Origin of the sequence: Pseudomonas sp. BN102 (assembly GCF_029871245.1) — a bacterium.
Classification (GTDB): Bacteria; Pseudomonadota; Gammaproteobacteria; order Pseudomonadales; family Pseudomonadaceae; genus Metapseudomonas.
Window position 1 is genome coordinate 233,892 of the sequence record NZ_SSON01000077.1, and the last position, 22,081, is coordinate 255,972.

The following is a 22,081-nucleotide window of genomic DNA, read 5'->3' on the forward strand; positions in this document are numbered from 1 at the left end:
CTTCAAGGAGCCTCACCATGAACCTGCGCAAGTCGCTCTTCGCCATCGCCCTCTTCCTCACACCGGCCATGGCCTTCGCCCATGCCGGCCACGATCAGTCCGGCCTGATGGCCGGCGTCGCCCACCCGGTCACCGGCCTCGACCACCTGCTGGCGATGCTCGCCGTCGGTCTGTGGGCCGCGCAGCAACAGGGCTCGACGCGCTGGGCGCTGCCGCTGACCTTCGTCGGCAGCATGCTGCTCGGCGGCCTGGCGGGCTTCGCCGGGCTGGAAATGCCGCTGATGGAAACCGGCATCGCCGGCTCAGTGCTGGCCCTCGGCCTGCTGGTGGCGGTGGCCGTGCGCCCGCCGCTGGGGCTGGCCGCTGGCCTGACCGCCCTGTTCGCCCTGGCCCATGGCGTCGCCCACGGCCTGGAACTGCCCGAGCTGACCAGCCCCTGGGGTTACGCTGCCGGCTTCATCGCCGCCACCGCAGCCCTGCATGCCGCCGGCTACGGCCTTGTCCGCGCCCTGCCCCGGGCCGCCGCGCCGCTGGTGCGCATCGCCGGTGGGGTTTCGGCGGGTGCCGGTGTGTGGTTGCTGGCGGGCTGAAGCCCGTCAGATGACGCCCAGCTCCTTGTGGGGGCGAATTCATTCGCTAAGCAGACCGCAGGTCTGCCCGTTGATCTATCACGGGGCAGCTGCGCTGCCCTAAGCGATTGAAATCGCCCCCACAATTTGCAAGACAAATCGACCAACATCCCAACCCGTTCACCTCCCTCTCGCCTCGCCTTCACGTCTTTGTCATAGTCCCCGCGTTTGATTCGGCACGCCCGTCAACGTCCTACGGATAAGAACAACATGAAGCGCTTCGCCCGTTTCTTTCTCGCGCCCCTTTTCCTCCTGGCTATCGCCCTGCTGGCGCTGGCCCTGACCAGCCGCCCGGCGGAGCGCCCCGGCGTGCTCGCCAGCTTCGGCGACAAGCCCCTGGTGATCGCCCACCGCGGCGGCCGCGGCCTCTGGCCGGAGAACACCCTGTTCGCCTTCGAGCGCGCCAACGCCCTCAATGTGGACATGCTGGAAATGGATGTGCGCCGCACCCGCGAGGGTGAGCTGGTGGTGTTGCACGACCCGCTGGTGGACCGCACCACCAACGGCAGCGGCAAGGTGGCCGACCTGAGCCTTGCCGAAGTGCAAGCGCTGGACGCCGGCTACCGCTGGAGCGCCGATGGCGGCGAGAGTCATCCCTACCGTGGCCAAGGCATCCGTATCCCGACCTTCGCCGAGGTGCTGGCGCGCTTCCCGGAGCGGCCCAAGGTGGTGGAGATCAAGGTGCCGGACGTCGGCATGGAGGAGCAGCTCTGCGCCCTGCTGGACGAGCACGACCAGCGGGAGAGGGTCCTGGTGGGCAGCTTCTACGAGCGCAGCCTGAAGCGCTTCCGCGAAGTCTGCCCCGGCGTCGCCACCTCGGCCGGGCCAACCTCGGTGCGCCTGCTGGTGGCGCTGAACTGGATCGGCCTCGGCAGCCTGGTCAGTCCCTCCTACCAGGCCCTGCAGATTCCCGAGCGCAGCGGCGGCCTGCAGGTGGCCAGCGACAGCCTGATGCTGACCGCGCTGCAGCGCGGCCTGGCGGTGCAGATGTGGACCATCAACGAGCAACCGGCCATGCGCCACCTGCTGGAGATGGGCGCCAATGGCCTGATCACCGACTACCCGGATCGCGCCCTGCAACTGCTCGGGCGCTCCACCCGCCTCACTTCCCTGAGCGATCGATAGCGAAACCGGCCCAGGTCTGGCTCACCGGCATCAGCTCGAGGCTGTTGATGTTGATGTGGGCCGGCTGGTTCATGATCCAGAAGATGGTCTCGGCGATGTCTTCCGGCTGGATCGCTTCGGCGCCGGCATAGGTGGCGTCGTACTTGGCCTGGTCGCCGCCGAAGCGCACCAGGGAGAACTCGCTCTCGCACAGGCCCGGCTCGATGTTGGAGACCCGCACGCCGGTGCCCACCAGGTCGTTGCGCAGGCTCAGCGAGAACTGGGCGACGAAGGCCTTGGTGGCGCCGTACACGTGGCTGCCCGGATAGGGCCAGTTGCCCGCCACCGACCCCAGGTTGACGATGCTCGCTCCACGGCCGTGGGCGATCAGGCGCGGCAGCAGCAGGCGTGTGCTGTACATCAGGCCCTTGATGTTGGTGTCGACCATGGTGTCCCAGTCGTCCAGGTTGCACTTGGGCGCGGGGTCGGCGCCCAGGGCCAGGCCGGCGTTATTGATCAGCCCGCGGATCTTCTCGTACTTCGCCGGCAGGCCGGCGATGGCCGTTTCCATTGCCGCGCGATCACGCACATCCAGTTCCAGGGTGTGCACGTCGGTCAAGGCCGAGAGTTCGTCCTTGAGTGCCTGCAGCCGCGCCGCGCGGCGGCCGGTCAGCACCAGCGACCAGCCGGCCTGGGCGAAGCGCCGGGCGCAGGCTTCGCCGAATCCCGAGGTGGCGCCGGTGATGAATAGGGTGGAAGTCATGCTGTTCTCCTTGCTCCTGGGCACGAGGCCATCTGCGATTTGACCGGCATAGGTTACGCCATCCACAGGGTGGCGCAGTTGGCGAAAAAAGCATCAGGACCACGCAGCCCCCGTCGCGACTGGGACAGAGCCAGGCTTCCCAAGCTTATCCACAGTTTTTCGCACAGTTGGCGGGGACAAGTCTGCGGATTGGGCATAGCGGTGGATGAAAGGGCTAACCCGCTGTTTCTTTGGGATAAACCGTGTCTGGTCAGTTTATGAGCAAGCCTTTCAGGGCGGCGGATTGCGGGGCGTGGAAGCGACTGCTCCCAAGTTATCCACAGAACGCTACACAGGATTTGTGGGTACATCGCAGCCTTGCCAATCCGCTGTAGGGGCGAATTCATTCGCCAAGGGCTGCACAGCAGCCCCAGCTGGCGTTCAAGGGCAGACCTACGGCCTGCTTGGCGAATGAGTTCGCCCCTACAAGAGTCCACACAGCAGCAGCGCCTGTGGATATCCCCGTTCGGACAGGCGGGCCCGACCCTTTTCCCCACGGGCCTAGACTTCTCTGCCTAGCCACAGAGGAGATCGGGTCATGGTCAAAGTCGCCTTGCTGGTACGCCTGGAAGCCAAGCCGGGCAAAGTCGCCGAAGTGGAGGATTTCCTCCGCGCCGGCCTGCCGCTGGTGGCAGAGGAGCCCGACACCACCGCCTGGTTCGCCCTGCGCCTGGGTCAGCAAAGCTTCGGCATCTTCGACGCCTTCGAAAATGACCTCGGGCTGCAGGCCCACCTTGCCGGCCAGGTCGCCGCGGCGCTGATGGAGCGCGCGGGCGAACTGTTCAGCGAACCGCCGAAGATCGAACGGGTGGAGGTGTTGGCGGCCAAGCTGCCTGTCGCCGAAGAGGACGAGGAGTTCTGAACGGCGGCGAATCTACAAGAAAGTTGTTCTATTGCGATTCCGCACTCGCCAATAACAACTGCGCGGCAATCAAGTCTTCAAGGGCGTAACCGACGGATTTGAACAGGGTGATCTCGCTGTTGGTCTGGCGATGACCGCGGCCGTGGAGCAGGTCGCTCAGCTCGAAGTGGATGCTCTGTTCGCTGATGGCGCCGTCGGCGATGGCAAAGAGCAGGTCGCCAGCCTCTTCCAGCGCGCCGGCGCGCGTGTCGACCACGATGCGCGAGCGGGCCACCGCCGCACTGTCGGTTTCGCGCATGGTCGGCAGGAAGGCGCCCACCAGGTCCAGGTGGCAGCCCGGCCGCAGCCAGTCGCCGAGGATCAGCGGCGAGGTCGAGGTGGTGACGCAACTGATGCAGTCGGCCTGCTGGGCGCAGGTCTGCAGATCGGCGGCCACCTGCACGGGATAGCCCTCGGCGCCGAGCTGGCGCGCCAGTGCCGCGGCCTTTTCCGGGTCGCGGCCCCAGATATCCACACGTTCGTATTGGCGCACCACGCTGTGGGCACGGACCATGTGCGCGGCCAGGGCGCCGGTGCCCACCACCAGCAGGCGGCTGGCGTCATGGCGCACCAGCGCGCTGGCGGCCAAGGCCGAGGTGCAGGCGGTGCGACGGGCGGTGAGTTCGGAGGCCTCCAGCACCGCCAGGGGCTGGCCGGTGGCGTCGTCGAACAGGGTGAAGAGCGCGGCGACCGAGGGCAGGCCCTTGGCGCCGTTGTTCGGGAACACGGTGACCAGTTTCACCCCGACGCCTTGCCCTTTCTGCCAGACCGGCATGCACAGCAGCGTCGCGTCGTCCGGCAGGGCGTGGCAGGCGCGCACCGGCGCCTCGGCCGGGTTGGCCAGGCCCTTGCGCAGGGCCTCGATGAGTTGTGGATAAGCCAGCGCCGCGGCGACGTCGGCGTTGGTGAAGAAACGGACAGATTGCATATCGAGCTCCTTGGCAGGACCGAGGGCTGGGCAAACCACCCTCACCCCCGGCCCCTCTCCCAGAGGGAGAGGGGAGGAACAGCAGTCAGTGACCGCCGAGGTAGGCGTTGCGGACGTCCTGGTTGCCCAGCAGTTCCTCGCCCGTGCCGCTCATGCGGATTTCCCCGGTGACCATCACGTAGGCGCGGTCGGAGAGCTTCAGCGCATGGTTGGCGTTCTGCTCGACGAGGAAGATGGTCATGCCGGTCTGCGCCAGCTCCCGCAGGGTCTGGAAGATCTGCTTGACCACGATGGGCGCGAGACCCAGGGACGGCTCGTCGAGCAGCAGCAGCTTGGGCCGGCTCATCAGCGCGCGGGCGATGGCGAGCATCTGCTGCTCGCCGCCGGACATGGTCATGGCGCGCTGGTTGCGCCGCTCCTTGAGGCGCGGGAACAGCTCGAACATGCGTTGCATGTCTTCGTCGGCATGGTCCATGCCGATGGGGATGGTGCCCATCAGCAGGTTTTCCTCCACGCTCATGTCGGGGAACACCCGGCGCCCTTCCGGCGACTGGGCGACGCCGTTGGAGGCGACGTAGTCCGCGGAGCGGTGGGTGATGTCGGTGCCGTGATAGACGATCTGCCCGGCCGCCGCGCGCGGCTGGCCGAAGATCGACATCAAGAGGGTCGACTTGCCCGCACCGTTGGAGCCGATCAGGCTCACCGTCTCGCCTTCGTCGATGTGCAGGCTGACTTTCTTCAGGGCCTGGATGGGGCCGTAGAAGACGTCGACATCCTTGAACTCCAGGAGGGGCGCGCTCATGCCACTTCCTCCTCTTCGGCGCCAAGGTAGGCGGCGATTACCTTGGGATCGTGGCGGATCGCGTGGGGATTGCCCTCGGCGATCACTTCGCCGTGGTCCAGCACCACGATGTAGTCGGAAATGCTCATCACCATGCCCATGTCGTGTTCGATCAGCAGTACGGTCTGGTCGTGTTCGTCGCGCAGCTTGCGGATGATCCGGCTGAGCGCCTCGGTTTCAGCGGGGTTGAGGCCGGCGGCCGGTTCGTCCAGGCAGATCAGTTGCGGCCGGGTGCACATGGCGCGGGCGATCTCCAGACGGCGCTGCTGGCCGTAGGAAAGTTCGCCGGCCAGGCGGTTGGCGCAGTCCACCAGGTCCACCACCTCCAGCCAGTAGAAAGCGTGGTTCAGCGCGTCCTCCTCGGCCCTGCGGAAGCCCGGGGTGTTGAACACGCCGGCCAGCAGGTTGCGGTTGACCCACATGTGCTGGGCCACCAGCAGGTTCTCCACCACCGACATCTCCCGGAACAGGCGGATGTTCTGGAAGGTGCGCGCAAGACCTACGCGGTTCACCAGGTGGGTGCCGCCGAACATCTTGTAGTGCAGGCGGCTGGCGAACTGCGCGGGCCGAACGAAGTCGGTCGGCTGGAAGGGCTCGCCGAGCACCTTGATGATGTCGGTGCTGGTCTCGCGGGTGTTGAGCTGGATGCGCCCGCCGGTGGCCTTGTAGAAACCGGTCAGGCAGTTGAACACGGTGGTCTTGCCCGCGCCGTTGGGGCCGATCAGCGCGGAGATGGAGCCGCGCTTGATCTTCAGGCTGACGTCATTGAGCGCCTTGATGCCGCCGAAGTGCATCATCAGGTGCTCGACGCTGAGGATGTATTCGCTCATGGCGCGACTCCTTTACGCGGGGTGAAGCCGCTGCGGCTGATGCGGATCAGCCCGCGCGGCCGCCAGATCATCATCAGCACCATGAGGATGCCGAACAGCAGCACGCGGTAGTCGGCGAAGGCGCGCAGCAGCTCCGGGGCGACGGTGAGGACGAAGGCGGCGATCACCACCCCGACGGTCGAGCCCATGCCGCCGAGCACGACGATGGCGAGGATCAGCGCCGACTCGAAGAAGGTGAAGGACGAGGGGTTGACGAAGCCCTGGTAGCTGGCGAAGAACACCCCGGCCAGGCCGGCGGTGGAGGCCCCCAGCATGAACGCCGAGAGCTTCACCAGCACATGGTTCAGGCCCATGGCACGGCAGGCGATTTCGTCCTCGCGCAGCGCTTCCCAGGCGCGCCCGACCGGCATGCGGGTCAGCCGGTGCTTGACGTAGAGCACCAGCATCACCACCAGGAACAGCACCACGTAAATGAACAGGAACTTCAGGTTGGGGTTGTAGGCGATGCCGAAGAACTCGTGGAAGGGCACCCCGCCCTCTTTGGCCCGCCGGCCCAGCTCGAGGCCGAAGAACGTCGGCGAGGGCACCGACATGCCGTTCGGGCCGCCGGTGAAGTCCAGCCAGTTGTTGAGGATCAGGCGGATGATCTCGCCGAAGCCCAGGGTGACAATGGCCAGGTAGTCACCGTGCATGCGCAGCACCGGGAAGCCGAGCAGCGCACCGGCCATCGCCGCAATCAGCGGCGACAGCGGCAGCACCGACCAGAAGCCCAGGCCCAGGTACTCGTAGCCGAGCGCCAGGCCGTAGGCGCCGATGGCATAGAAAGCCACGTAGCCGAGGTCGAGCAGGCCGGCGAGACCCACCACGATATTCAGGCCGAGGCCCAGCAGCACGTAGATCAGCCCGAGGATGACCACGGTGAGCAGGTACTTGCCGGCGAAGAGCGGGAAAATCACCGCGGCGAGCATGATCAGCGGAATGATCCAGCGCAGCCGGGTCTTGTAGTCGGGCGCGCGCACGTGGACGCCGGAGCTGGCGCTCTCGAAGCGCTGTATCAGCAGCTCGCCGCGGGCGGTCTGCAGGTACAGGCTCAGGGCGAAGCGGCCGAGCATGACGACGCCGATCATCGCGCCGACCCGCTTGAACTCCAGGTTGAAGCTGTAGCCGTCGAGGACCACGCCGACGATGGGGCCGAACACGATCAGCGCCAGCAGGCCGGCGAGCACCGCATCCAGCAGGCCTTTTTTGATATCGATGGATTTGCTTGCGATAGCCGAGGACATGCTTACACCTTCGCGACGTGCGGACGGCCAAGCAGGCCTTGGGGACGGAAGATCAGGATCAGGACCAGCAGGGAGAAACTGAACACGTCCTTGTAGTCCGTGTTGACCATGCCGGAGAACTGCGCCTCTGCAATGCCGAGGATGATGCCGCCGAGCATGGCCCCGGGCAGCGAGCCGATGCCCCCGAGCACCGCGGCGGTGAAGGCCTTGATGCCGATGATGAAGCCGGCATAGAAGTCGAAGGTGCCGTAGTTCATGGTGATCAGCACGCCGGCCAGGGCGGCCATGGAGGCACCGATGACGAACACGTAGGAAATCACCCGGTCGGTGTTGATGCCGAGGATCGAGGCCATCTTGCGATCCTGCTGGGTGGCGCGGCACATGCGGCCGAGCTTGGTGCGCTGGATGATGTAGGTCAGCACCGCCATGCCGAGGAAGGCGGCGATCAGGATGAACACCTTGGTGTAGGTGAGCTGCACGAAGCCGTCACCGACGTGAAACTTCAGCGCGCCGTCGAGCAGGGTGGGCACGCCCTGCTGGCGGGCTCCCTGGCTGAGCTGCACGTAGTTCTGCAGGATCAGCGACATGCCGATGGCGGAGATCAGCGGCGCCAGGCGGGTCGAGTTGCGCAGTGGCTTGTAGGCGATGCGCTCGATCACGAAGCCGTACACGCCAGTCACCAGGATGGTGAACAGCAAGGTGCCGAGGATGATCAGCGGGAAGGATTCCAGGCCGAAGAAGGCCAGGAGGGCCATGGTGATCGCAGCGAGGTAGGCGGAGATCATGTACACCTCGCCATGGGCGAAGTTGATCATGCCGATGATGCCGTAAACCATGGTGTAGCCGATGGCGATCAGACCGTAGACCGCCCCGAGGGTCAGCCCGTTGATCAGCTGTTGCAGGATAATACCGTCCATCACTCAGTCTCGTCTTTTGGGGGACCGACCTTGGGTTCGGTCGGCCTCCGCGAGTGGAATCAGACGGGCACCACTGAATTACCGTGTCAAATCGGGTGCTTCCACACCCGGCTCAAGCAGAAAAGGACTTCAGCAGTTTCCCGGAATGCACCGACCGGCCAGATGCGGGTGGCATCTGGCCGGTCAGCCGAGTCAAGAGCCTGTTCACGACCCCTCGATCGTGAGCAGGTTCTAAAGGTTCGCGGCCCTTACGGGTCACGCGAACCGGCCATCACTGCTGGGCGTACTTACCCTTGTCGTCCCACTCGTAGATCACGTAGTCGGAGACCTTCAGGTCGCCCTTGGCATCCCACTCCTTCTTGCCCATTACGGTTTGCACCGGATGGCTCTTCAGCCATTCGGAAGCCTTGGCCGGATCGTTGGAACCGGCGCCATTGAAGCCGGCAGCCAGGGCCTGCAGGGTGGCGTAGGCATAGAGCGTGTAGCCTTCGGGCTCAAAGCCGCCAGCGCGGAACTTCTCGATCACTGCCTTGCCGTCCGGGATCTTGCGCGGGTCGGCGCCAAAGGTCATCTGTACACCTTTGGTGTACTGCGGGCCACCGGCGGTGGTGACCAGTTCGTCGGTGACGATGCCGTCGCCAGAGAGGAACACGGCGGTCAGGCCCTGCTCGCGCATCTGGCGGACCAGCGGGCCGGCTTCCGGGTGCAGGCCGCCGAAGTAGACGACCTCGGCACCGGTGGCGCGGATCTTGGTGACCAGGGCGTTGAAGTCTTTCTCGCCGCGGGTCAGGCCTTCGTACAGGACTTCCTTCACGCCGCGCTTGGCCAGCTGCGCCTTGGTGGCGTCGGCCAGGCCCTGACCGTAGGTGTCCTTGTCGTGGATGATGGCGACCTTGGTGGCCTTGAGCTTGTCGACGATGTAGTCGCCGGCAACGATGCCCTGCTGGTCGTCACGGCCGCACATGCGGAACATGCCGGACAGGCCGCGCTCGGTCACGGCCGGGTTGGTGGAGCCGGGGGTCATGGCGATGACGCCCGCTTCGTCGTAGACCTCGGAAGCCGGGATGGTCGAGGAGGAGCAGAAGTGACCGACCACGGCGATGGCCTTGTCCTGGTCGACCAGGCGGTTGGCGACGGAGACGGCCTGCTTCGGCTCGCAGGCATCGTCAGCCTTGACCAGCTTGATCTTCTCGCCGTTGATACCGCCGGCGGCGTTGAGGTCCTCGGCGGCCTGGGTGGCGCCGCGCCAGTATTGTTCGCCAAAGGAAGCGTTGGCGCCGGTGTGCGGCCCGGCAACGCCGATGACAACATCAGCCTGTACAACGGAAGAAACGCCCAGCGCGGTGGTAACCGCCAGAGCCAGAAAGCCTTTTCTGAAAATCTTCTGCGACATGGAGTTTTGCTCCTGAGGTTTTTAGGGTTAGCGCTCGTATTCAGCAAGTGGCGTGCCATTAATTCTTGTAGTTGCTCCGCGCCCTGAAAGGCCTTTCCCACCTCCTTTTTTCTTATTTTTATTCTTATGAATCAATAACTTCCAAATCGATTCAATAATCCCGCAGGCGTGCCTGCAACCCGCCTGGCATCAGCATGCCAGCACGGTTGGTAACAATAGCCCCACGGTACCTCTTTGCACATCACTGGTGCGCGAAATTTCCCACAGCGCACTGTTACCGCCCTACCCTCGTCCCCTCCATCCTGCAAGAAAGAACCCCATGCTTCAAAGCTGTGCAGTGCAATTTTTTCGCGACATGCATCACGCCCTCAAACACTGTTCGTAGGATGCGGTCTAGATCACGACCCGCAGACATTGCCCCGCGTGATACAGCGAAAATCCAGCCTCGTAGAGCGAGCTTCTGAGCCCCGGCGCCGCCACCGCCCGCATGGGCTGGAATGGCATGGGCAGCACCTCTGCATCACCGCTCAGGAGGTACTCGGCAAACGCCTTGCCCACCACGCTGCCGGTGGTCACCCCGCGTCCGTTGTAACCGGTGAAGGCCAGCAGGCCGGGCGCCGGTTCGTAAAGGCGCATCAGGTGGTCAGGGGTGAAATCGATGCGGCCGGTCCAGGTGAACTCCCAGTCCAGCTTGCCGAGATACGGGAAGTAGTGGCGCTGTATGCGGTCGGCCCAGGCGCGCAGGAACCAGGCCGGCTTACGCGAGCCGTCGCCCAGGCTGCCAAGCAGCAGGCGGCCATCGGCGTCGCGGCGGATGCTGCTGAGCACCTGGCGGGTGTCCCACGAGCCCTGCCCGCCCGGCAGGATGCGCGCGGCGGCCTCGCCCGATAGGGGCGTGGACGCCACCTGGTAGTAGTAACCGGGGAAGAAGTGACGACGCAGCTCGGTCCACTCGCCCTCGGTGTAGGCGTTGGAGGCAATCACCACCTGGGGCGCGATGGCCGCGCCATGTTCGCTGATCACGCACCAGTCGGCGCCCTGGCGCTCCAGCCGCAGCACGGGCGAATGTTCGAAGAGCTGGCCGCCCAGGTATTTCACGGCGCGGGCCAGGCCACGGGTATAGCCCATGGGGTTGAGAGTGCCGGCGCGGCGGTCGAGCAACGCGGCGGCGATCCGGTCGGTGCCGGTAGCTTCGCGGCAGGCGGCGCCGGTCAGCAGCTCGACCGGCGCACCACGGCGCTGCCACTGCTCGCAGCGGCTGGCGAGGTCGGCCTGGCCACGGGCGTTGTGAGCCATGTGCAGGGTGCCTTCGCGGCGCAGCTGGCAGTCGATGTCGTAACGGTCGACCAGGGAGAACACCAGCGATGGCGCGGCCCCCAGGGTCCGATTGAGTCGCTCGCCAGCCTGGCGGCCAAGGCCGGCCTCGATCTCGTCCGGCGGTATCCACATGCCGGCGTTGACCAGCCCGACATTGCGCCCGGAACCGCCGTGCCCGGCGGTGTGGGCTTCGAGCAGGCACACGCGCTTGCCGGCCTCCAGCAGGTGCAGGGCGGCGGAGAGGCCGGTGAAACCGGCCCCGATCACGCACACATCGACTTTGACCTCGCCGTGCAGCACGGGGCTTTCCGGCAGTTCGGGCGTCAGATATTCCCAGAGGCATTCCTGGCGCAGGGTCATGGGGTCAATCCTTAGGGCCGGAACCCGCTCAGTCGAAGGTGATGCCCTGGGCCAGCGGCAGCTCGTGGGAATAGTTCACGGTGTTGGTCTGGCGGCGCATGTAGGCCTTCCAGGCATCCGAGCCGGACTCGCGGCCGCCGCCGGTTTCCTTCTCGCCGCCGAAGGCACCGCCGATCTCGGCGCCGCTGGGGCCGATATTGACGTTGGCGATACCGCAATCGCTGCCCACCGCCGACTGGAACAGCTCAGCCTCGCGCACGTCGGTGGTGAACAGGCAGGAGGACAGCCCCTGGGGAACCGCGTTGTTCAGGCGGATGGCCTCGGCGAAATCGCTGTAGCCGACCACGTAGAGGATGGGCGCGAAGGTCTCGTGGCAGACCACGGCGCTCTGCCCCGGCATTTCGACTATGGCCGGCGACACGTAGTAGGCGCTGGGGAACTGCGCGGCCAGCTGGCGCTCGCCGCCGAAGACCTTGCCGCCTTCGCCGCGGGCCTGTTCCAGCGCGCGCTGCATGGCGTCGAAGCTCTGCTGGTCGATCAGCGGGCCGACCAGGTTGCCCTCCAGCGGATGACCGATGCGCACCTTGGCGTAGGCGGCCTTGAGGCGCTCGACGATCTCGGCCTTCACCGATTCGTGGGCGATTAGCCGGCGCAGGGTGGTGCAGCGCTGGCCGGCGGTACCGACGGCGCTGAAGAGAATGGCGCGCACGGCCAGGTCGAGGTCGGCGCTGGGGGCGAGGATCATGGCGTTGTTGCCTCCCAGCTCCAGCACGCTGCGGCCGAAGCGCGCCGCCACCTTGGGACCGACTTCGCGGCCCATGCGGGTGCTGCCGGTGGCGCTGACCAGGGCCACGCGCGAATCGTCCACCAGGGCTTCGCCAGCCTCGCGTGCGCCGATCACCACCTGGCTGAGATGCGCCGGCGCGTCGCTGAAATTCTTCGCCACGCGCTCGAACAGCGCCTGGCAGGCCAGGGCAGTGAGCGGGGTCTTCTCGGACGGTTTCCACACCACCGGGTTGCCGCAGACCAGAGCCAGCGCGGCGTTCCAGGACCAGACCGCGACCGGGAAGTTGAAGGCGCTGATCACGCCGACCACGCCCAGCGGGTGCCAGGTCTCGCGCATGTGGTGGCCGGGGCGCTCGGAGGCGATGGTCAGGCCGTAGAGCTGGCGCGACAGGCCGACGGCGAAGTCGCAGATATCGATCATTTCCTGCACTTCACCCAGGCCTTCCTGGGTGATTTTGCCGGCTTCCCAGGACACCAGTTCGCCCAGTTCCGCCTTGTGCTGGCGCAGCACTTCGCCGAACTGGCGGATCAGTTCGCCACGGCGTGGCGCCGGTACCTTGCGCCAGGCGACGAAGGAATCAAAGGCGCGGGCGATTTTCTGTTCCACCTCGGCGCGGCCTTCCAGGCGCACGGTGCCGATGCGGCTGCCGTCGATGGGCGAATGGACGGCGTGCTCGCCCTGCTGGTAGAGGGATGAATCGACACCGAGGCGGTCAAGCAGTGCGGCAACCATGGGAACTCCTGTCACAGAAAATGATGGCTCCATACCTGTAGGAGCGAGCTTGCTCGCGAAGCGTTCGCCAGCAAGCTCGCTCTTACCGATCAGAGCCGAGTCGGAATGGCACCAGTAATATCCGCGAAAAGGGCTTGCCAACAAACGACCTTTCCGACACATATCATTCCGTTATTTCATGTATCAGCCCGTACAAGAGAAACCCGATGCTGAAACGTCACATGCCCTCGATCACCGCCCTGCAATGTTTCGAGGCAGTGGCCCGGCACCTCAGTTTCACCCGCGCGTCCGAGGAGCTCGCCCTGACCCAGAGCGCGGTGAGCAAGCAGGTGGCACAACTGGAGGAACTGCTCCAGCACCTGCTATTCCGCCGCGTGCGCCGACGCCTGCAGCTGACCCCGGCGGGCTCGCTCTACCTCACCGAGGTACGCAAGATCCTCACCCAGGTGGAGATGTCCACCCACTACATGCTGTCCTACGGCGGCGACACCGACGTGCTGCGGGTGGCCACCCCGCCGACTTTCGGTGCGCGCTGGCTGATCCCCCGGCTCAAGGGCTGGCGCCTGCGCCACCCGAACATCCACCTTGACCTGCGCAACGAGCTGGAGCCCACCGCCCTGACCCAGGGCCGTTGCGACCTGGCCTTCTTCTTCGGCCAGGGCGCCTTGCCTGGCGCCGAGTGCATCCGCCTGTTCGGCGAGGAAGTGGTGCCGGTCTGCGCACCGAGCGTGATGCCCACGCAGCCCTTCACCGAACCGACCCAGCTCACCGAGTTGGTACTGCTGCAGAACGCCACCCGCCCGGAAGCCTGGCACGAATGGTTCCAGAGCCAGGACCGGCACACCGAGCACAGCTACCACGGGCCGCGCTTCGACACCTCCTACATGTGCATCCGTGCCGCCCAGGCCGGCTGCGGCGTGGCCCTGCTGCCACGCTTTCTGGTGGAAGAGGAACTGGCCGAAGGCAAGCTGGTGATCCCCTGGGACCACCCCATGCCCAGCCGTAACGCCTACTACCTGGCCTACCCTGAGCACGTGGCCGAAGTACCCAAGGTGCGCGACTTCGTGCGCTGGATGCTGGAGCAGATGGATCAGGAACCGCTGTAACAGGATCACTGCAGGCGATTCTTTTCCTGTGGGAACGAATTCATTCGCCCCCACAGGAGCAGGGACATGACTTCCCGAGGCTTCAGGAAAAAACGGAATGAACCCGGCGGTCGCTCCAGAAACAAAAAAGGCCGCTACACGGAGCGGCCTTTTCGTATCCACCTGTGGGTCAGTCGACCAGGGCCAGGGTACCTTTCATCATCGACACGTGCCCCGGGAAGGAGCAGAAGAACTCGTAGCTCTCGCCGGCGGCCAGCTTGGACACCTCGAAGGTCACGCTGGCGCTCTCGCCACCGCCGATCATCTTGGTGTGGGCGATGATGCGGGGGTCGTCAGCCTTCAGGTAGTCCTTGTCGAGGCCTGCGGTCATCCCTTCGGTGGCGATGGGCTGGGCATCGGAGGTCTTGCTCAGCACCCAGTTGTGGCCCATCACGTTCTTGGCCAGCTTGCCGGAGTGCTTGAGGTTCACGGTGAAGGTCTTGCAACTTTTGCTGACCTTGATTTCCTTCGTATCGAAAGTCATCTGGTCAGTGCCTTGCACATCCACGGTACATTCAGCAGCCAGCAGAGGTGCACTGGCCAGGGCCAGCACGGATGCAACGACGAGCTTGCGAATCATGGGAGTCTCCTTGGCAGAATGGGCAAAAGGCCCAACTAGGGAGACTGCCCGATTTGCCGGCGAGTTCCCATGACCTGCGGCAACTGGCCGCAACCCTGTTTACAAGGAGTTTCACCCCCCATGCTGTCCTTCTTCATCGCCGCGATGCTCCTGGGCTTCGTGTTCAACGCCGCGCCCGGTGCGGTCTTCAGCGAAACCCTGCGACGCGGCCTGCGGGGTGGCTACCAACCCGCACTGATGGTGCAGATCGGCTCGCTGGTGGGCGACGCCACCTGGGCCGCGCTTGGCCTCACGGGTCTCGCCCTGTTGCTGGACAGCGCCGCCGTGCGCTATCCGCTGACCATCGCCAGCGCCCTCTACCTCGGCTGGCTCGGGCTGCAGTCACTGCGCGACGCCCACCGGCCGCCGCCGCCCTCGACCGAAGAGGGCGGCGCCAGCGGCAGCGCCTTCGCCTCGGGCGCGGCGCTGTCCCTGACCAACCCGCAGAACATCGTCTACTGGGCCGCCATGGGCGGTGCCATGGCAGCCGTTGGCGTAGCGCAGCCGACGCCCATGCACCTGGCGGTCTTCTTCGGCGGCTTCATGCTGTCCTCGCTGCTCTGGTGCTTCATCTGTGCCGGCCTGGTGGACTGGTTCCGCCGCGCCGCCTCCACCCTCTGGCACCGCCTCACCTACCTGGCTTGCGGCCTGTGCCTGCTGGGGCTTTCGGGAATGACGGCGGCGGAACTGCTGAAACTGGCCTGACCTATAGGGCTGATCGAGACAATCAACGGGCGGGCCGTGCGAGGCGGCCCTAGCATGGCGCCATTCATCCATAAGGAGATGTGCCATGAACTTCCTGCAAAGCCTGCTCGCCGCCTACGCCGCCGGGGCCTGCGGCGCTTCCGCCGAATAGCCCTGCCGTCCTACCGTTCGGAAGCTGACCACTCGCACAGCTTGGAGCCCGAGGCCGAAGCCGGTACTCTTGCGCGCTTTTTTTCGCACCAGGAGTCCCCCATGCCCTTGCGTTCCATCTGCGTGTTCTGCGGTGCCAGCCCCGGCGCCAAGCCGATCTACCGTGAAACCGCCGCCCTCCTGGGCCACACCCTGGCCGAGCGCGGCATCACGTTGGTCTACGGCGGTGGCGCGGTTGGCCTGATGGGCACGGTCGCCGATGCGGCCCTGGCCGCCGGTGGCGAGGTCATCGGGGTGATTCCGCAGAGCCTGATGGACGCCGAAATCGGCCACAAGGGCCTGACCCGCCTGGAAGTGGTGGATGGCATGCACGCGCGCAAGGCACGCATGGCCGAACTCTCCGACGCCTTCATCGCCCTGCCCGGCGGCCTAGGCACACTGGAAGAGCTCTTCGAGATCTGGACCTGGGGCCAGCTCGGCTACCACAGCAAGCCGCTGGGTCTGTTGGAAGTGAACAGCTTCTACGACAAGCTCACCGATTTCCTCGACCACCTGGTGGAAGAGCGCTTCGTCCGCGACCAGCACCGCGGCATGCTGCAGGTCGGCGGCCACCCGGAGACCCTGCTCGACCGCCTGGAAGCCTGGCGCCCCAGCAGCGCCCCGAAGTGGGTCGATCGCAAGCCTCATTGATCCCTGGCCCGGCTAGATTCTGTACGAAAGGTCGCCGAGCTCAGGCAGTTTTCGTACAGAATCCTGACTCCCTGCCGGGCCACGCAAAGGACCTGCCCCATGAAGAAGATCCTCCTCATCCTCGCCCTGGGCCTCGGCCTCTACGGCGTCTACGAGCGCAATCCGCAACTCTTCTCCCCCGCCGAGCAGCACGCCTCTGCCGATGGCCAGCTGCGCGAGGCCTTCGAGCAGCGTCAAAGCGACCTCCAGATCGAAGGCAAGGGCGTGGTGGCCAAGGTCCTGCGCGATGACCTCAAGGGCAGCCGCCATCAGCGCTTCATCCTGAAAACCGCCGATGGACTGTCGCTGCTGGTGGCGCACAATATCGACCTGGCCCCGCGCATCGACGGCCTGCGCGAAGGCGACGAGGTGGGTTTCTTCGGCGAGTACGAATGGAACGCCAAGGGCGGTGTGATCCACTGGACCCACCATGATCCGGCCGGTCGCCATGTCGGCGGCTGGCTCAAGCACAAGGGCCGCACCTACGAGTAGGGAGCAGCGCATGGCAGGCGACGACGGGCGGATCAAGGTCTACTACAACAGCGCCTGCCCCGTGTGCAAAGCCAGCATCGAGGGCCAGAAGGGCAAGACCACCGCTTGCCAGGTGGAATGGGCGGACATCCACCAGGACAACGCCGCGGTCGGTGAAATCGGCGAGAACCTCGAATACGTCCGCGAACGCCTGCACCTGGTGGACGAGCAGGGCGTGAAGCGCATGGGTGTGGATGCCTTCATCGTGCTCTGGCGCCACTCGCCGGGCGAGGAATGGAAGGCCCGGCTGTTCTCCCTGCCGCTCATCCACGGCCTGGCGCAACTGGCCTACAAGGCCTTCGCCCGCCTGCTCTACCGCTGGAACAAGGCCTTGCACCACTGGTGACCCTATGACGACAACGATCGAAACCCTGACGTCCCTCTCCCCCGCCGACCGCCAGCGCCTGGTGGAGGTCTGGGAAAGCGCGGTGCGCGCTACCCACCACTTCCTCGGCGAAGACGACATCCAGTTCTTCAAGCCCCTGGTACGCGACGCCTATCTGGATTCAATGCGGCTCACCTGCCTGCGTGACGCCGCAGGCCGCATCGCCGGTTTCATCGGTACGACCGGAGACCGGGTGGACATGCTCTTCGTCGATCCCGCGCAGCATGGCCGGGGCATCGGCCGCGCACTGCTGGAGCACGCCCTGGCTTGTGGGGCCCGGACGGTCGATGTTAACGAACAGAACCCGCAGGCAGTGGGCTTCTTCCTGCGCATGGGCTTCGTCCGGGCCGGTCGCTCGGAAATCGACGCCCTGGGCAAGGCGTTTCCCGTCCTGCACCTGGTCAAGGAATAGACCCGGGTCGGGCTCGCGATCCCCATGCGGTATCGGTGGCGATGGGTATCGCTCCGCTCGCTGAGCGCCGCCCGATCCATCCTACGAAGCTTGTAGGGGCGAATTCATTCGCCAAGCAGGCCGCGGGCCTGCCCGTCGAATTGCCGACAGATTACCCCTGCGGTTGCTGCACGATGATGGTCTGCGCCGGCATGGGCGCTGGGAAGTCGGTACCGAGGGCGTCCTTGATGGTGCGGTTGGAGTCGAAATACACCTGCCAGTAGTTGTCGTTGTGGCAGTAGGGACGCACCGCCAGCACCGGGCCAACGAGGTTGAACTCGAGGATTTCCACATCCACCGGCGGGTCGGTGAGGACGTTGGAGATGGCGGCGATGCGCTGCTTGAGCAGGGCAACGGCGGCCTGGTAGTCGGCGGCGCCGGACAACTGGGCCTTCAGCTCCACACGGCGGAAGTCGTTGTGGCTGAAGTTCTGGATGTTGTCGCTGAAGATCTTGTTGTTGCCCACCAGGGTCATCACGTTGTCCGGGGTGTTGATAGTGGTGGCGAACAGACCGATCTCCTTCACCGTGCCGACCACCCCGCCGGCGCTGATGAAATCGCCCACCTTGAACGGCCGCAGGACGATGATGAAGCCACCCGCCGCGAGGTTCGCCAGCAGTCCCGACCAGGCCATGCCGATGGCCAGGCCGACCGCTGCGATCAGTGCCGCCAGGCTGGTGGTCTGGATGCCGAAGTAGCCGAGGATGCCCACCACCAGCAGGATGTTCAGGGTCACGGTGATGAAGGAGCCGACGTAGCGCAGCACGGTCGGGTCCGCCTTCTGCCGCTCCAGGGAACGCTGGACCAGGCTTACCGCGAAGTTGATCAGCCAGCGGCCGATCACCCAGAAGGCGATGGCCGCGAGGATCTTGATGCCGAAGGTGGTGGCGTACTGCATGACAGTGGTCATGAACGCGCTGACTTTCTCGGTACCTACATTGACGATCGTTGTTTCATCCATGGCGAAGCACCTTGCAGGAGAGAAGTGGCCTCGAAAAAGCTAGCACGGCGCCGGTAAAGTGCCTGTCCGCCGGGCATCGTGCGCCCATCCTACGAATTAAACGGCGAGTTCCCAGAGCGGCATCACGGTCACCCGCACCTCGGGGTCGTGGCTGCCGCCGCCGAGGATGACCCCGCGCAGGGGCGAGACATCGGAGAAGTCGCGACCCCAGGCCAGGGTGATGTGCTCCAGGTTGGGCAGGATGTTGTTGGTGGGGTCGAAATCCACCCAGCCACTGCGCGGGCAGTAGACCGACACCCAGGCGTGGGAGGCATCGGCGCCGATCAGCCGTGGCTGACCGGGCGGCGGCTGGGTCAGCAGGTAACCGCTGACGTAGCGCGCCGCCAGCCCGCGGGAGCGCAGGCAGGCGAGCATCAGGTGCGCGAAGTCCTGGCAGACCCCGCGACGGCGCTCCAGCACCTCGGTCAACGGCGTCGCCACCTGGGTGGCGTCGGCATCGAAGGCGAACTCGCTGAAGATCTTCTCCATCAGCGCGGCCGTGCCCTGCAGCAGCGGCCGACCCGCCGGAAAACTGCCGGCGGCGTACTCGGCGAACTGGCGCTTGATGCGCACATAGGGCGACTCCACCCGGTAGCGGCAGGCGTCCAGTTCGATGGGCGACAAGGCGCGGCCGGTATAGGCCAGGCTCGCCGGCACCAGCTCCCAGGCCGGCGAGGCAGCCAGGTCGATCGGACCGTGGGGCAGCACCTCGACTTGCAGGCGGGTGTTCACCTGCAATTCGTCATGAGGGCGCTCGAAGGCCAGGCGCGTCAGCGGATTGCCGAACACGTCCAGCAGGTCCTGGCGCAGGGTGGGCTCCGGCTCCACCAGCAATTGCTGGCCGCTGCACCGCTGCCAGGGGCAGTCCCGCGGCCAGAGGTGGACCAGCTGCTGGGACAGGGAAACCGGCGCCGAATAGCGATAGTGGGTGTCGTGGAACACCTGGTAGCGGGCGCCCTGCACAGGGGCGATGGACTGGGCTTGCGCTCGCATCAGGTGGACACCGTTTGCTGGCTGACATCGTCGACGTGGGCAAAATAGCGCAATCCGAGGCGATCGGAGACCTGTCCGACGTTCTGCGCGATCTCCCGCAGCAGCCCGGCCAGGCCGGCGAGCACTTCATCGAGGCTTTCGCTGCCGAACAGCGGGTCTTCCAGGGTCGCCAGGTCGAAGGCCAGCAGGCGCCCGATCAGGCCGCTGAGCACCAGCTCCTGGGGCGCGCCGAACTCCAGGTGCAGACGCCCCAGGGAGCGCTCCAGCGCCTGCAACTGGAAGCGCAGGGCGTGGGGGTTCTGCTCGTGCAGGAGGAGCAGGTCGAGTACCGGGATCAGCTGCGGCGAGGCCAGGTAGCGCGAGCGGTAGGTGATGGTGCTGTTGCCCAGCTCCAGCAGCCAGTCCAGGGCAACCGGGTCCCAGGCGGCGCCGCCTTCGAGGAAACCGGCGATGCTCTCGGCATAGAACTGCACCCGCTCGATGCGCCGGCCGATCATCAGGAAGCGCCAGCCGTCGTCGCGGGTCATGTCGTCGAGGGCGAAGCCCGACAGGGCCGCCAGGGACATCAGCAGGCGGTTGAGGAAGTCCAGGGCCTCGCCCAGGTCGGTGCGCGCAGGGTCCAGCGCCTGGGCCTCGCGGTTCAGCTCCAGCACCGCGTGCCAGTTCTCCCGCGACAGCCGGCCGCGCACCTGGGCCGCGGCCCAGTGCAGACGACGCAGGTTGGCGCTGACGCTGCTGGGCCATTCGTCGTCCAGCAGGGCCGCCAGCAGGCGCTCCTCCAGGGGCTCGTCGCCCAGCGGCAGCAGGCCGATGGCGCCGGCCAGCTGCAGGGCCGATTGCAGCGCCTGTTCGTCGCCGTCGGCATCCACGTAGCGCGACAGCACCACCCGCAGCAGGCGCGCGCCGTCATCGCAGCGCTCGCCATAACGGCCGAACCAGTAGAGGTTTTCCACCACCCTCGAGGGCAGGTAGGGGTCCTGGCGGATCAGGTCGCGCGCGCCGAGGGTACGCGGGCGCAGGGGCTCGCCCACCACCGGCAGGTCGGCCAGCACCCAGGTGTCCTTGCTGGCGCCGCCGCGCTGCATGGAGACCACTTCGGCATCGGCCGCCGAGGCCACGCGCGTCAGGCCGCCGGGCATCACCCAGTAGCGGCCGTCGCTGCCGGCCACGGCGAAAACGCGCATGCCGATGGCCCGCGACTGCAACTCGCCGCGCTCGCCGTCGCCCTGCCAGACCGGCGCCTGGGACAGCTGCGCCATGCGCTGGGCGACATAGGCATGGGGATGGGCCTGCAGGCGCTTGCGCAGGGACAGCAGGGCGCCATCTTCCAGGGCGTGGCCGAACAGCGGCTCGAAGCTCTGCGAGGGGAAGGCCGGCTTGATCACCAGCCCGGCGAGGCCCTCCAGGGACTTACCCATCCCCTGCCCGGTGCCGCACCACCAGGTGCCCACCGTGGGCAGCAACAGCTCTTCGCCGAGCAGGCGCTGGCTGACCCGTGGCAGGAAGCCGAGCAGGCCGGGCGACTCCAGCACGCCGCTGCCCAGGGCATTGGCCACTAGCACCCGGCCGTGGCGCACCGCGTCCAGCAGGCCGGGCACGCCCAGGGCCGAATCGGTGCGTAGCTCCAGCGGGTCGCAGTAATCGTCGTCGAGGCGGCGCAGCACGGCGTGGACGCGCTTCAGGCCGCCCAGGGTCTTGAGGTAGAGGGTGGCGTCGCGCACCGTCAGGTCATGGCCCTCCACCAGCGGGAAGCCGAGCTGGCGCGCGAGGTAAAGGTGCTCGAAATAGGTCTCGTTGAAGCGCCCCGGGGTCAGTAACACCACCAGGGGCGTCTCGCCGTCGCTGGGGGCCTGGCTGATCAGGGTTTCCTGCAGGGTGCGGAAGTAGCCGGCCAGGTACTGCACCCGCAAGTCGCGGTAGAGCTCCGGCAGGGCGCGGGAGACGATCTGCCGGTTCTCCAGGGCGTAGCCAGCGCCGGAGGGCGCCTGGGTGCGGTCGGCCAGCACGTGCCAGCGGCCGTCGGCGTCGCGGGCCAGGTCCACCGCGTAACTGTGCAGGAAGATGCCGCCGGGCGGCTGTACGCCCTGGCAGGGCCAGAGGAAGTTGGGATGGCCGAAAACCAGCTCACTGGGCAGGAGCCCCTCGGCCAGCAGCTGCTGCTCGCCATAAAGGTCGGCCAGCATGGCGTTGAGCAGGCGCGCGCGCTGCGCCACGCCGGCGGCAATGGGCTGCCATTCCTCGGCCGAGAGCAGGTTGGGCAGCAGGTCGAGTTCCCAGGGACGGTCGGTGCCCTTGGGGTCGGCGTAAACGTTGTAGGTGACGCCATTTTCCTGGATCTGCCGCGCCAGCAGCTCCTGGCGCTGCTTCAGCTGGGCGGGCGTGGCGCGCTCCAGTTGCTGGAACAGGCGCTGCCAGTGCGAGCGCACCGCGCCCTCGGCATCCAGCAGCTCGTGATAGGCCGTGGCGGTCAGGGGATAGTTGTCTAGCAGCTCGGACATCGACAGGCTCGGCAGAAGGGCAGCAGGGAAACTTTAGCGGACGCGGCGCCC

At 66.2% G+C, this 22,081-nt stretch carries 22 protein-coding genes; 9 read left to right on the forward strand and 13 right to left on the reverse strand.

From position 1 onward, the window contains the following. Positions 1–17: 17 nt before the first annotated feature. Positions 18–590, forward strand: coding sequence for a HupE/UreJ family protein (locus E8F12_RS25115; protein WP_280327925.1), 573 nt, complete (start codon positions 18–20; stop codon positions 588–590). A gap of 249 nt (positions 591–839) precedes the next feature. Then, positions 840–1,754 (forward strand): glycerophosphodiester phosphodiesterase, encoded by a 915-nt coding sequence (locus E8F12_RS25120; protein WP_280327926.1) that lies wholly within the window; start codon positions 840–842, stop codon positions 1,752–1,754. Here the strand turns inward: E8F12_RS25120 and E8F12_RS25125 are convergent. Further along, on the reverse strand, positions 1,732–2,496 hold the full coding sequence (locus E8F12_RS25125) for an SDR family oxidoreductase (RefSeq protein ID WP_280327927.1): 765 nt from the start codon (positions 2,494–2,496) through the stop codon (positions 1,732–1,734). The two genes, E8F12_RS25120 and E8F12_RS25125, sit on opposite strands and share 23 nt — an antisense overlap. Positions 2,497–3,073: 577 nt before the next feature. Between E8F12_RS25125 and E8F12_RS25130 the strand changes: the two genes are divergently transcribed. After that, positions 3,074–3,397 carry an antibiotic biosynthesis monooxygenase gene (locus tag E8F12_RS25130; protein ID WP_280327928.1) on the forward strand — a complete coding sequence of 108 codons (324 nt, stop codon included), beginning with the start codon at positions 3,074–3,076 and terminating at the stop codon, positions 3,395–3,397. Between the two features lie 28 nt (positions 3,398–3,425). On the opposite strand, the gene E8F12_RS25135 is transcribed toward E8F12_RS25130, so the two are convergent. The 8 genes from E8F12_RS25135 to E8F12_RS25170 form a co-directional block, all read right to left on the reverse strand. Then, positions 3,426–4,364 (reverse strand): ornithine cyclodeaminase family protein, encoded by a 939-nt coding sequence (locus tag E8F12_RS25135; RefSeq protein ID WP_280327929.1) that lies wholly within the window; start codon positions 4,362–4,364, stop codon positions 3,426–3,428. An 85-nt stretch (positions 4,365–4,449) separates the two neighbouring features. After that, entirely contained in the window at positions 4,450–5,166 is a 717-nt protein-coding gene (locus E8F12_RS25140; RefSeq protein ID WP_280327930.1) for an ABC transporter ATP-binding protein, read from the reverse strand. After that, complete coding sequence (locus E8F12_RS25145; protein ID WP_280327931.1) at positions 5,163–6,035, reverse strand: ATP-binding cassette domain-containing protein; 873 nt, start codon at positions 6,033–6,035, stop codon at positions 5,163–5,165. The genes E8F12_RS25140 and E8F12_RS25145 overlap by 4 nt, the downstream gene beginning before the upstream one ends. Beyond that, positions 6,032–7,318 (reverse strand): high-affinity branched-chain amino acid ABC transporter permease LivM, encoded by a 1,287-nt coding sequence (gene livM / locus E8F12_RS25150; RefSeq protein ID WP_280327933.1) that lies wholly within the window; start codon positions 7,316–7,318, stop codon positions 6,032–6,034. The genes E8F12_RS25145 and livM overlap by 4 nt, the downstream gene beginning before the upstream one ends. Before the next feature lie 2 nt (positions 7,319–7,320). Next, positions 7,321–8,235: a branched-chain amino acid ABC transporter permease LivH gene (locus E8F12_RS25155; RefSeq protein ID WP_280327934.1), complete on the reverse strand. Its 915-nt coding sequence runs from the start codon at positions 8,233–8,235 to the stop codon at positions 7,321–7,323. A gap of 271 nt (positions 8,236–8,506) precedes the next feature. After that, positions 8,507–9,628 (reverse strand): branched-chain amino acid ABC transporter substrate-binding protein, encoded by a 1,122-nt coding sequence (locus E8F12_RS25160; RefSeq protein WP_280327935.1) that lies wholly within the window; start codon positions 9,626–9,628, stop codon positions 8,507–8,509. A gap of 393 nt (positions 9,629–10,021) precedes the next feature. After that, the gene (locus tag E8F12_RS25165) at positions 10,022–11,305 is read right to left on the reverse strand and encodes an FAD-binding oxidoreductase (protein WP_280327936.1); all 1,284 of its coding nucleotides are present in this window, start codon (positions 11,303–11,305) and stop codon (positions 10,022–10,024) included. Positions 11,306–11,333: 28 nt separating this feature from the next. Next, the gene (locus E8F12_RS25170; protein ID WP_280327937.1) at positions 11,334–12,824 is read right to left on the reverse strand and encodes an aldehyde dehydrogenase family protein; all 1,491 of its coding nucleotides are present in this window, start codon (positions 12,822–12,824) and stop codon (positions 11,334–11,336) included. Between the two features lie 206 nt (positions 12,825–13,030). Between E8F12_RS25170 and E8F12_RS25175 the strand changes: the two genes are divergently transcribed. Beyond that, on the forward strand, positions 13,031–13,930 hold the full coding sequence (locus tag E8F12_RS25175) for a LysR substrate-binding domain-containing protein (RefSeq protein ID WP_280292525.1): 900 nt from the start codon (positions 13,031–13,033) through the stop codon (positions 13,928–13,930). A gap of 169 nt (positions 13,931–14,099) precedes the next feature. On the opposite strand, the gene azu is transcribed toward E8F12_RS25175, so the two are convergent. After that, positions 14,100–14,549 (reverse strand): azurin, encoded by a 450-nt coding sequence (gene azu / locus E8F12_RS25180; RefSeq protein ID WP_280327938.1) that lies wholly within the window; start codon positions 14,547–14,549, stop codon positions 14,100–14,102. Positions 14,550–14,669: 120 nt separating this feature from the next. On the opposite strand from azu, the gene E8F12_RS25185 reads away from it, so the two are divergent. The 5 genes from E8F12_RS25185 (at position 14,670) to E8F12_RS25205 (ending at position 17,500) form a co-directional block, all read left to right on the forward strand. Further along, positions 14,670–15,293 (forward strand): LysE family transporter, encoded by a 624-nt coding sequence (locus E8F12_RS25185; RefSeq protein ID WP_280292523.1) that lies wholly within the window; start codon positions 14,670–14,672, stop codon positions 15,291–15,293. A gap of 252 nt (positions 15,294–15,545) precedes the next feature. Continuing rightward, positions 15,546–16,133, forward strand: a complete 588-nt coding sequence (locus tag E8F12_RS25190; RefSeq protein ID WP_280327939.1) for a TIGR00730 family Rossman fold protein — start codon at positions 15,546–15,548, stop codon at positions 16,131–16,133. Between the two features lie 99 nt (positions 16,134–16,232). Beyond that, positions 16,233–16,664, forward strand: coding sequence for a DUF3465 domain-containing protein (locus E8F12_RS25195; protein WP_280327941.1), 432 nt, complete (start codon positions 16,233–16,235; stop codon positions 16,662–16,664). A gap of 10 nt (positions 16,665–16,674) precedes the next feature. Beyond that, positions 16,675–17,049, forward strand: a complete 375-nt coding sequence (locus E8F12_RS25200) for a DUF393 domain-containing protein (RefSeq protein WP_280327942.1) — start codon at positions 16,675–16,677, stop codon at positions 17,047–17,049. Between the two features lie 4 nt (positions 17,050–17,053). After that, complete coding sequence (locus E8F12_RS25205) at positions 17,054–17,500, forward strand: GNAT family N-acetyltransferase (RefSeq protein ID WP_280327943.1); 447 nt, start codon at positions 17,054–17,056, stop codon at positions 17,498–17,500. Between the two features lie 151 nt (positions 17,501–17,651). Here E8F12_RS25205 and E8F12_RS25210 read toward each other — a convergent pair whose 3' ends face one another. The 3 genes from E8F12_RS25210 to E8F12_RS25220 all read right to left on the reverse strand — a co-directional run bounded on the left by E8F12_RS25210 (position 17,652) and on the right by E8F12_RS25220 (position 22,030). Next, positions 17,652–18,500 carry a mechanosensitive ion channel family protein gene (locus tag E8F12_RS25210; protein ID WP_280327944.1) on the reverse strand — a complete coding sequence of 283 codons (849 nt, stop codon included), beginning with the start codon at positions 18,498–18,500 and terminating at the stop codon, positions 17,652–17,654. Positions 18,501–18,596: 96 nt separating this feature from the next. Then, complete coding sequence (locus tag E8F12_RS25215; protein WP_280327945.1) at positions 18,597–19,532, reverse strand: transglutaminase family protein; 936 nt, start codon at positions 19,530–19,532, stop codon at positions 18,597–18,599. Further along, on the reverse strand, positions 19,532–22,030 hold the full coding sequence (locus tag E8F12_RS25220; RefSeq protein WP_280327946.1) for a circularly permuted type 2 ATP-grasp protein: 2,499 nt from the start codon (positions 22,028–22,030) through the stop codon (positions 19,532–19,534). Before E8F12_RS25220 ends, E8F12_RS25215 begins: the two co-directional genes overlap by 1 nt. Between the last annotated feature and the right edge of the window lie 51 nt (positions 22,031–22,081).